The following is a 9,783-nucleotide window of genomic DNA, read 5'->3' as shown; positions in this document are numbered from 1 at the left end:
ACGGCTACCATCTGACATCCCTATCGGGGTGAAGAAAGACAGAAAGCGACTGTCCTCTCGTTCGCATCAATCACACGATGCACTGAGCGACCGCATCACGCAGGCCCGCCATCGGATCACGCACGGGCAAGAATTCGTGAGCGAAGTAGCCTTCGTATCCGGTGTCCGCAATCGCTTTTGCAATCGGTGGGTACAACAACTCTTGGTTGTCGTCGAGTTCGTGACGGCCGGGGTTGCCGGCGGTGTGGTAGTGACCAAAGTACTGATGGTTGTTTTGGATGGTGCGGATGATGTCACCTTCCATGATTTGCATGTGATAGATGTCGTACAGCAACTTGAAGTTGTCGCTGCCGACTCGTTTGACCAGCTCGACACCCCAGGTGCTGTTGTCGCACATGTAGTCTGCGTGATCGACTTTGCTGTTCAGCAATTCCATCTGCAACGTCACACCTGCTTTCTCAGCCACAGGAGTGATCTTCTTCAGTGCGTCGACGCAATTCTTCATGCCGGTTTCGCGATCGATCCCACGTGCGTTGCCGCTGAAGCAGATCACGTTCTTCCAACCTTCTGCCGCGGTGGCTTCGATCGCCACGTTCATTTTTTCCAAGCACTCGTCGTGGAACTTGGTGTCGCACAATCCGTTGGGAAGCGAGTGCGACTGCACCATCGTGCAGACCAGGCCGTGTTTCTTCAGCGTCGGGAAATCCTTCGGATCCAGAAGGTCGATTCCGACCATGCCCATCGAGGCGGCTTCCTTCGCCATATCTTCCAGCGAGATCTTGGGGAAGCACCATTTGCAAACCGATTGGTTCAAACGGCCTTGCTTTGCATTCACGGCTCCGGTGGCTTTGGCCGAACCGGCTGCGTCTTGGGCGTGCGAAGCGGTGGCGGCAACGGCGGTGGTTCCGGCTGCGAGAGCTGCGGCTCGGGTGAGCATGCCTCGCCGGTTCAACGAGGTGTTGATTTGATTGTCTGACATGTTGGTCATTCGGGATGATGTGAAAAGGTAGGTTTGCAGACCCAGTTTAACTTCTGAGTCATACCTTGTCGCGAATCACCCCCTGTCGGTCACCTGGGTTCTGCTCGAATTAGGGTGTTTTTCGCCTAGCCAGCCAGGATTTCCTTCACCACTCGGGCGGGTTCGGTGCCGGTCAACTTGAAGTCCAATCCCTGGTGCCGATGCTTGAAGCGTTCGTGGTCGATTCCGCAAAGATGCAGGAGTGTTGCTTGCAAGTCGCGAATGTGGACGGGGTCTTCGGCGACATGGAACGCGAATTCGTCGCTGCTGCCGTGGATTTTTCCCGGTTGAACGCCACCGCCCGCCATCCACATCGTGAAGGCTCGAGGATGATGGTCTCGACCATGAGCATTGGGGTTGTTGATGTCTCCCTGCACAAACGGCGTGCGACCAAATTCTCCACCCCAGATCACCAGCGTGTCGTCGAGCAACCCGCGAGCCTTCAGGTCTTTGACCAGCGCGGCACTCGGCTGATCAGTGTCCTTGCACTGAATCGGCAACTGATTGGGAAGGTTCCCGTGCTGGTCCCAACCGGCATGCATCAATTGAATGTAGCGAGTCCCGCGTTCGGCTAGTCGACGTGCCATCAAGCAGTTGTAAGCGTAGCTGCCTTTAAGATGCACGTCCGGTCCATACATCTCCAGCACACTGGCTGGTTCATCGGAAAAGTCCGTTAGCTCAGGAACGCTGGATTGCATTTGGAATGCCATCTCGTACTGCGCGATCCGAGTTTCAATTTCTGGATCGGCATAACGCTGATGAGCAAATTGGTTCATCTCCGACAAGCCGTCCAGCATCTCACGACGAGCGTGCCGCGAAACGCCTTTGGGATTGCTGAGGTACAGCACCGGATCTCCCGAGCTTCGGAACGGAACGCCTTGGTGTTTGCCAGGTAGGAATCCTGCACCCCAGTAGTAATCAAAGAAAAGTTGGCCGCACGAACCCTGGCGGTCTTGCGAGGTCATCACCACAAAGGATGGCAAGTCATCGACCATCGATCCCAGCCCATACGTCAGCCAAGCTCCGATGCTCGGGCGACCTGGCAAGTTATGGCCGGTCAACATGTGCGTCATCGCGGGCGCATGGTTGATTTGCTCGCCGTGAAGACTGCGGACAAAGCACAAGTCGTCCACGATCTCGGCGGTGTGCGGAAGCAAGTCGCTGACCCACATTCCTGACTCGCCTCGCCGATGTCCGTCCCAAACGGAAGCCAAACATGGTTTTGACTTTTGTCCCGCAGTCATCGTTGTCTGCCGGAGACCCTGCAGGATGCTGGCGGGCATTTCTTCACCCTGCATCTTTCGCAACGTTTCTTTGTCATCGAACAAATCGACATGCGACGGCCCACCGGATTGCATCAGGTAGATGACCCGTTTGGCTTTCGCAGGAAAGTGTGGCAACGACGGCGACTCGGCCGCCATCAACGTCTGCAAGGCAGGCATTCCGACCGAGAGCGAAAGACCACCCAGGAAAGTTCTTCGATTGAGTGAAAGTGGATTCATTTCAAATCGTGTTTTGGAAGAAAGGGAGGGCTTGCGACTACTTGCAAAGCGTTTCGTCGAGGTTCAACACCAACAAACACACGGTGGTCCAAGCCGCATGTTCTGCTGGATCGAGTTGTTCGTTTCGGGGTGCTTCCCCGGTTGTCAGAAGTTCCGCAGCTTCGTCCCGATGCGACCGGAAATTGACGCGGGCTTTTTGAAGTGAACGGTGCAATGAATCCAACTCGTCTTCGCTGGCGTGTCGCCCGGTCGCGGCGAAAAACATGTCTGCCAGTCGCGTTCGATCGTCCTTCAAATTCGCGAAGGATTCTGCCCAGACTCGGGCGGCTTCCACGTATGTGATGTCATTGAGCGTTGTCAGAGCGTGCAGCGGTGTGCTCGTTCGATTCAGGGTGACGGAACAAGATTGGCGACTTGCGACATCGAAGAAATTGGCGGGGGCAACCACTCGCCGCCAAACCGTGTAGAGGCTTCTCCGGTAGAGGTCTTTTCCATCGTCACGCATGTAGTGATTTTTGTTCAGACTCATCGATTCCCAGATGCCGCCGGGTTGATAAGGGGCAACGGGAGGTCCACCCATCTCGTCCTGAAGCAACCCGGACAGCATCAAGGCTTGGTCTCGCAACAATCGCGAATCCAACCGTTGACGTGAACCGCGAGCCAACCATTTGTTTTCAGGGTCTTGTTCGATCCGGTCTTCGTCGGTGATGGCCGATTGGCGATAGGTCCGCGAAAGCACCATGCCTTTGAGCAGCGCTTTGACGTCCCATCCGCTTTCGCGAAAATCCACGGCCAACCAGTCCAGCAAATCAGGATGCGTTGGCAGAGCCCCCTGCAAACCAAAGTCGTCAGGGGTGGCCACCAACCCGCGACCGAACATCAATTGCCAATAGCGATTGACGGTGACTCGAGCGGTCAATGGATGCTCGTCCGAGACCAACCACTTTGCCAAGTCCAGACGATTCAGGCGATCGTCCGCTTCGTTCGGTGAAAGTGGTGGCAGGAAGTCAGGCGTCTTGGGAGTGACTTTTTCGCCGAGCGTTTCGTAGTTGCCCCGCAACATCACAAACGTTTCGCGAGGTTGGTCGTCTCGCATCACCATCACCAATGGCATTTGTTCCTGAAGCAAATTTGCTTTGGCTTCCGCCTTGGCGATTCGATCTTTCATCGACTTCCACGGTTCGTTTCGACTGAGGTAGGTGTCGATCAGTCGTTTGAATCCGTTGTCCTTGGGGTTGTTCAAGTCTGCACTGAGAACAAATCGAGCGACGTACTCGCCGGGTTTGATTCGCTTGGCACCTTCCTCAGGATCATCACGGATTTCTTGGACCCATTGGCGTGCCCCGGCAACGTATTCGTCGTAGTGAGATTTGAGGTCTTGCTTGGCTGCCTTCACTTCCTCTTGGGCGTCTTTGAAACTTTGCTTGGTGGCGTCGTCTCCGACTTCGATGAAAGGTTTGTCGACCCAGTAGTTCACCGAGAACGGTCGGTCGGGATGTTTCACCGACATCTTCTTGCTGGTCATTCCCGTTTCGCTGATCTGGTTGAAGAACGACATCAGCGAGAAGTAGTCGCTCTGTTTCAGCGGATCGAATTTGTGGTCGTGGCATTGGCAGCAGCCGACGGTCAGTCCCATCCAAGCCGTGCTGGTTGTTTCGACTCGATCAAAGTTGTTCTTGGCTCGGTTTTCTTCCGCGATGGATCCGCCTTCGGCTTGGATCATGTGGTTGCGGTTGAAGGCCGTGGCGATCAATTGTTCCTGCGTGGGGTTCGGTAGTTGATCGCCTGCCAGTTGCTCGATGGTGAACTGATCGAAAGGCATGTTGGCGTTGAATGCATCGATCACCCAATCACGCCAAGGCCAATTCATGCGATAGGCATCGCTTTGGAATCCGTTGGTGTCGGCATATCGAGCGACGTCGAGCCACTCCAGCGTCATTCGTTCGCCATACAGGGGTGACGCCAGCAAACGATCGACGGCCTTTTCATAGGCCACTTCGCCCTGCTCTGCCGCGTCGAATTCAAAGGACCGCATTTCCTGCGCTGTCGGAGGAACGCCGGTCAGGTCCAACGAGACTCGTCGAAGCCATTTCGAGGGTTCGGCTTCATCGGCGAATTGCAGGTTCTGCTCTTTGTGTCGTCGGCCAACAAAGTCATCAATCGCATCGGATGTGTTCTTTGCCGCGGTCGTCGGCCGTGTTGGATTGACGAAGGACCAGTGCGGTTCGTACTTCGCACCTTCTTCAATCCAGCGGCGGATCAAGTCGGCTTCGGCTTTGCTGATCGGTTCTTTGTGTGCGTCCGGCGGAGGCATCACCATGTCGGGATCGTCGCTGGTGATCCTGAGCAGCAGTTCCGAGTCGTCAGGTGAGTCGACGTCCCAAACGTATTCGGCTTCTTCGCGAAGATCCAAACGCAAGTCGGCGGCGCGATGGTTTTCATCAAAACCATGACAGAAGTAGCACCGGTCCGAAAGAATCGGCCGGATGTCTCGGTTGAAGGAGACTTCCTCGGCGTGAGAGGTGCGAACGCATAGGATCGACACGCAAACGACAGCGAAAAGTGCGGTGGGGGATGGCTTGGTCATGCGGTCCAGCTTAGTGGATCGCGGTGCTGAAACAATTTACGAATGTTCGTAACTTGGGCGGCAAAACTCTCCTTTGGTTCAAGCTTCCGGGGGCTCGACCAAACGTTCGCGGATGGCGAGAGCCACGGCCGCGGTCGCTCCATTGACGTGCAATTTGCGGTAGATGCACCGCGTGACGTAATCAAGTGTATGGAGATTGAGGTCCAGCTCAGCGGCAATTTGTTTTCGGACCAGCCCTCGCGTCATCGCTTCCAACACCGATTGTTCGCGTTCGTTCAGCCCGTAGTCCGGTTGTTCAGGCGAAAGTTGAGCGAACAACTTCAGGACTCGACCCGCAATTCGCGGATGAATCGGGGCGGCACCCTGCAGGACTTGCTCCACCGCTTCCCGAATCTTCGCAATCGTGTCGGTTTTGAGGCAGTAGCCGGACGCTCCTGCCTTCAACGCCCGGAAGATCTTTTCATCGTCTTCAAACACCGTCAGGATCAACGCGGTGGCGTCGGGCAACCGCTGCTTGATTTCGCTGATACCTTCAATGCCATCCATTCCCGGCAAGTCGATGTCCATCAAGAAAACATCGGGCGATTGGCCATCCTCGATTGCCGCGATCGCTTCTTCACAGCTTCCAAATTCGCGGGCGCTCGCGTCGTCCGCCAGCACGCTCAGCCCGCGAGCGGTGGCCCGGCGGAATTGAACGTTGTCTTCGATGATCCAAATTTCGAGCATCGGATTAGTGGGAACAATGATTGCGAACGGGGAAACGTCGGCGACGCCAGTTCACAGAGCCTACCGCTGATCGAGAGGCGGCGCCCAGCTAGGAAGCGATCTCAATCGTCAGGCGACTGCCCTGCCCTGGTTTCGAATCGATGGTGAGGGACCCGCCAAGCTTCTTGATTCGTTTGGTCATTCCGTCCAATCCCATGCCACGCACTTCCATTCGGTTGGCCCATTGATCCGCATCAAAGCCATCGCCGTTGTCTTCGACCCGCAACCGCCAACCATTCACTTGAGGGCTCGCTGAGATTGCGACGATCGTCGCGTTGGCACTGCGAGCGATGTTGGCGAGCATCGCTTTGAAAGTCATGACCAGTTCACGCTGCGTCGCTTCGTTGGGGCTGAATTCACGAAACTGGGGATCCACTTCCCATTGCACATCCAGCCCCGGCAACATGCGATTCGCGATGGCGTGCAGTTGATCGGCCAAGCAGTCTTCGTTTCGGTTGGGACCGCCCAATAACCACAACGTTTCGCGAATGGATTCGGTGCATTCGCCAGCCAATTCGCGAATGGAACGCCAGTCTTCCTGCGTCTCGGCGTTGTTGTCGATCGCCTCGCCCACTTCACCGATCCGAGCGATTGCGGCGAGGTTGCTTCCAATCTCATCGTGCAGGTCTTGAGCCAGTCGCATTCGAAAGTCTGCACGTTGGTGCGAACGACGTCTTCGCTGGATCCAGACGAACGAAAGCAGTCCGGCAGCAGCCAGCGTGCCCAGCACGATCGCCGTCCGCCCTGCCCTTTGTTTGGCCACAGCGGTAAATTGTTCGATGCTCTGCTCGGTGGACTGGATCCTTTGGCGCGATTCGCGAATGCGTTTCCAACGCTTGGACCATTCGCTCAGTGGCAGGATTTTTCCATAGCTGGATTCGCCATCGACGAGCAAGCTCAACGCCCGATCGCCACGCCAATGTTTCGCGGTCAGTGGCTTGCTGGCGGCAAGGTTGACGCCACGACGTAGCACTTCCAATTCCGCGAGACCAACTTTGTTGCTGTTTCCCAATGAGCCGCGTTCGCTGACGAACCGGACATAACGAGCGCTGGCATCAGCCACCGGAATGGTGACAGGGTTGTTGCCAGGGTTCTCGTAGTTGGCCTGCGTTCGATAAAGCACGCGAGGGTTGTCGAAGGATTCGGAGTCGGATGCTTCGATGCGAAACCGCAGGGGGAATGCGTATCCCGGGTAGTCCGCGCCTTGTCGAGCATGAACTGGGAACAGCCGCAATTCATCGAACGTCAGCTTTTCCTCCAAGTCGATCTGAAACCAGACTTCGTCTCCCGCGTTGTCCGACTGAAAAAAGACACCGTCATAGGTCGGCAATTCATCCGCCGAACGAGGCGGCATGATCGGCGGGCCGAGTGGCGTCAGGCCATCGACCAAATAGCTTTCGTGCCAAACCGGAGCCAGGCGGGTGGAGTCAATCATTTGTGGAGAAGCACCCAAAGCGATGTTGCGATCGCCGTGAAGCACAATGATTTCCGACAACGCGAACGTCCAACGTCCGGTCACATTTGCAAGCTGCGTGACGGTGACACGAAGGTACCGAGCATTCGCTCCCGGTGTTTCAATCACGACCGGAAGCGGGCTGTTGGTGTCGAGATCCTGCTCCGCGGAGTGATAGAGAAGTTGAAACGTTTCGAAGTCTTCTGAATTCGATGCGTCAATTCGAAATTGCTGTGGGAACGCATACGGTTCCAATCCCTCGTTTGCCGATCCGATGATCGCGGGGACGAGAAGGATTTGATCAAAAGCCTGTTCGCTGCCAAGATCGATCTGAATCCATGGGGCTTGCGGTGGTGGCGTGGCTCGCATCTGAGATTGGCCACCGACATGTGGCGACGTTTGTCTCAAGACGACTGGGCCGAGCCGATTCAATTCAGCCTTGGCGGATTCGAGCTCTGATTCAGCTTGGCGAAGTTCGGACGAGAAGACACCCCACCCGTTCGCACATGCGTGATTGCTTGAAAGTAGCCCCGCAAACAACACCAACGCTCGCAACCAGATCGTCTGGGATTTGCGGATTTCGGTGGTGGGTTGAGAGAGAAACACGTGGGCGGCAGTGAGATCGGCGGGAGTTGGAGAGCGAACGAACGCGATGGTTCGAACACGACGTTCCACTATAGTGTCACTCCGGCGGTTGTTTCTCGCGTCCGTGAGTTTGATGCGGGGCAAATCCGTTTCTCAAACTGCACCGATTCGCTTTGGACGTTAGGTCCGGTTGTTTCGTGGAACCGGTGCTAACGCACGTCGGCTAATTTTTTTGAGCCGTGCTAATAACTTGGCCTCGCGTTGGGTCGGCGCATGAAAAAACCGCACCCGAGTGAATTCACTCAGGTGCGGTTCATGGTTTCTTTCGATTCGAGACCGCTTATCGCATCGCGATGGCTTGGTCGTCGAAGTCAAAGTTTAGTTCAACGGTGTCGCCAGCGGCAACATTGATGGTCCGCTCTTGGCTCAGTTGACGACCGTTGGATTCCAACAACACGCGAACGGTGTAGTTTTCCCAGTTTTCGCCAGCGGCCAATTGAGTGGTGCGGAAGGTGCGAACCGTTCCGAAGCCATTGGTTTCGTTGCCAGCCAAAACGACTTTTGCATCAGCGGGAACGTGAAGCTGAACAACCGTTTCGGGTTGAGTTGTTTCAACCGCGCTGAATTGGTCTTCTTCTTCGTCGCCTTCTTCATCCGAAGCGGCTTCGGTTTGGTTGAATACCAAACGCTCCATGTCGCCGGGACGAAGTTTGATGGTTCGCTTGTCGGTACGTTCTTCACCTTCGACGTCGTAGGTCACGACCACTTCGTAGGTGTAGAGGTAACCGTCTTTCAAGCCACGCGACATGAATTGACGAACCATGCCGTCGCTGGTTGTTTCGTGTCCGTTGACGGTCACGCGAGCCGATTCGACTGGGACTGCAACGGTCAACAAAGCAGCGTCGTCATCCAGGGTTGGCTTGCGAGTTTCGTAGGAAGCACCGCTGTCGATGATCGAGCCATCGATGATGGTCTCGCCCATGGGAACTCCACCGTCGATGATGGTTTCGCCTTGGATCGGTGCCGAGTAAATCGGAGCCGATTCGATCATTGGAACACTGTGCGACATCGCAGGAGCGTAGCTCATCGGAGCTGCGTAGCTGACTCCGCCGGAGCTGCCTCCGCTGCTGCCACCCGAGTAAGCGGACGAATACGAAACCGAAGGAGCGTAGTAGCCGCCACTGCTGCCGCCGGACGAACGTCCGCCGCTGCTGTAGGACGTGCCACCGCTGCTGTAGTTCGCTTTGACAACGTAACCGCCGCTGCTGCCGTGATGGCGAGCCTTGATGCGAGCGATTTTTTGACGCAAGTGACCGGCCAAACCACCGCCGGAGGATCCACGCGAGTATCCGCCGGATGAACCGCCTGAAGATCCACCGGAGGATGCGTATGCGGCGGTGTATCCACCTGACGATCCGCCCGAGGAAGCTCCCACGGAGCCTCCCGAAGAACCAGCGTGGCGAGCTGCGATGCGAGCACGCAGGCCAGCGAGCAATCCGCCGCCGCTGCTACCGCCACTGCTGCCGTAGACCAGGCCACTGCCACCGCTACTGCCGTAACTCCCGTAGGAGCCACCCGCCTCTGCCGTGACGCTCATGCTGAGCGCCAACGTGAGGCATGCCAACAAATGCATGCACCTCATAAACGATTCTCCATCCTTTTGACGCGACTCTTGCTGATGCCGATCGGTCGCCACCACAAATGTGAGCGACTTAACGGCTTGAATTGCACATTGAAGATTCGGGCCATCAAATTTGGGGGCCCGTCACCGTCGCCAGGATAGCGGACCGGCGTTGCCGATCAAGAAGACTGGGTAAAATAATCGGATTGCGTTGTGGTGGCCAAGAGCTCGAAAGAGCCGTTTTCGGAAGCG

6 protein-coding genes are annotated in these 9,783 nt (G+C 56.2%); all 6 read right to left on the bottom strand.

The genetic code is table 11. The features are described from left to right. Positions 1-70: 70 nt before the first annotated feature. Entirely contained in the window at positions 71-988 is a 918-nt protein-coding gene (locus B2R17_RS02180; RefSeq protein ID WP_414707203.1) for a hydroxypyruvate isomerase family protein, read from the bottom strand. A 116-nt stretch (positions 989-1,104) separates the two neighbouring features. Next, positions 1,105-2,520 (bottom strand): DUF1501 domain-containing protein, encoded by a 1,416-nt coding sequence (locus B2R17_RS02175; protein WP_286762653.1) that lies wholly within the window; start codon positions 2,518-2,520, stop codon positions 1,105-1,107. Between the two features lie 37 nt (positions 2,521-2,557). After that, entirely contained in the window at positions 2,558-5,107 is a 2,550-nt protein-coding gene (locus B2R17_RS02170; protein ID WP_286762652.1) for a PSD1 and planctomycete cytochrome C domain-containing protein, read from the bottom strand. Positions 5,108-5,185: 78 nt separating this feature from the next. Continuing rightward, positions 5,186-5,833: a response regulator transcription factor gene (locus tag B2R17_RS02165; RefSeq protein ID WP_286762651.1), complete on the bottom strand. Its 648-nt coding sequence runs from the start codon at positions 5,831-5,833 to the stop codon at positions 5,186-5,188. An 88-nt stretch (positions 5,834-5,921) separates the two neighbouring features. Beyond that, entirely contained in the window at positions 5,922-8,000 is a 2,079-nt protein-coding gene (locus B2R17_RS02160) for a discoidin domain-containing protein (protein WP_286762650.1), read from the bottom strand. Between the two features lie 250 nt (positions 8,001-8,250). After that, positions 8,251-9,543 (bottom strand): TIGR03000 domain-containing protein, encoded by a 1,293-nt coding sequence (locus B2R17_RS02155; protein WP_286762649.1) that lies wholly within the window; start codon positions 9,541-9,543, stop codon positions 8,251-8,253. Positions 9,544-9,783 lie beyond the last annotated feature (240 nt).

This window comes from Rhodopirellula sp. UBA1907, assembly GCF_002337565.1.
Taxonomy (GTDB): domain Bacteria; phylum Planctomycetota; class Planctomycetia; order Pirellulales; family Pirellulaceae; genus Rhodopirellula; species Rhodopirellula europaea.
This window is presented reverse-complemented; position numbering and strand designations above follow the sequence as displayed.